At 38.1% G+C, this 1,244-nt stretch carries 1 protein-coding gene; it reads right to left on the bottom strand.

Features of this window, described 5'->3' with window-relative positions:
- Positions 1-18: 18 nt before the first annotated feature.
- Positions 19-1,244: IS1634 family transposase (locus EZ449_RS22495; protein ID WP_205943067.1), on the bottom strand; the 1,226-nt coding region annotated here is incomplete at its 5' end.

Raw genomic sequence — 1,244 nt, 5'->3', positions numbered from 1 at the left:
CCTGACTTCGCCAATGCGTCACCCAAATTGAGATTTCCAAAAATCATCGGAAAATAGTGGTTCGATTGCTTTCTGTCTTTCGGTAATAATCATTGTTTTACTCATGATCTTTCCGCTGTTTGGTAATTTTATTTTCAGTGTTGTGACCGTCTTAGCAACTTCCAAGACCTTATCTACACTGATCTTATACCGATTATTCTTTAGTATACGTTCTAGTTCTTTATAGACCTTATAAGCTACAAAACAGATACATACATGAGCTTCTATTCGTTTGGGAGTAAAGTGGAACATCGGTCTCATTTCAATCGTCCCCTTGGTAATCCTAAAAGCACGTTCAACCTGCCACAAGCTACTATATTGATTGTAGACCTCTRCAGCGGGTAATTCAGTATTAGTAATGTACCCCTTCAATCCATCCCATTTAGCATCCTCTTCTACATTGCTTTTGTCTATTGTTACCTGGACATCTTTTGAAATCACCAGGAACTTGTTATACCCGCGCTTGTTTATATTTTCCTTAGAAATGGTACCTGCCTTAAATGCTTTCTCCAGACGATTAATTCCCTTGATACGGTTATGAGCATCCTTTTTTGCCCGTTTTTCAGAGTAGCCTACTATCAATCTTCCATGTGCAACCGTTGTTTCATTAAAATGACCTTCGACCTTATCAAGCGACTGCAACCAATCTCTTTGTACCTTATTTGCATTTTTTATGCGTGCACCTATAATATACTTGTATCCCTGTGCCTTAAGAAAATCGATATTCTTCTTGTTTATTAATCCAGAATCAGCGACCAGGACAAAATCATCCAGCTTAAATCGTCTTACAAAATCATCTACAATGGGAATCATAGTGTGCCCCTCATATTGTGTACCATTAAACATAGAATAAGATAAGGGGTATCCATCCTCGCTCACTAATAGCCCTAATACGATTTGAGGTTGGCTGTGCTTACCATCTTTAGAAAAACCAGGCTCCCTAAAGCCATCCCCATAATCTGACTCAAAATAAAGTGTGGTTACATCATAAAACATCAAGCCAATTTTCCCTCCCAATATCTTTCTGGTATGTTCAACGCTGATTTTTTGAATGGATTCCTGTTGCGTATTATAGAGCTTATCCATATAACGATAGATTTTACCCAAATGAAGATCTTCGTCAAAATGTGCCTTCAGGTATTCAATCGTTGCAGATTTGCTCATAGGCTGATCTAGTCTTGAGATAACCAGTTGTCTCAGGATAT

The sequence above is a fragment of the Pedobacter frigidisoli genome, from assembly GCF_004331675.1.
Lineage (GTDB): Bacteria > Bacteroidota > Bacteroidia > Sphingobacteriales > Sphingobacteriaceae > Pedobacter > Pedobacter frigidisoli.
Note: the sequence above shows the minus strand (reverse complement) of the source record. Positions and strands in the feature narration are given on the sequence as shown.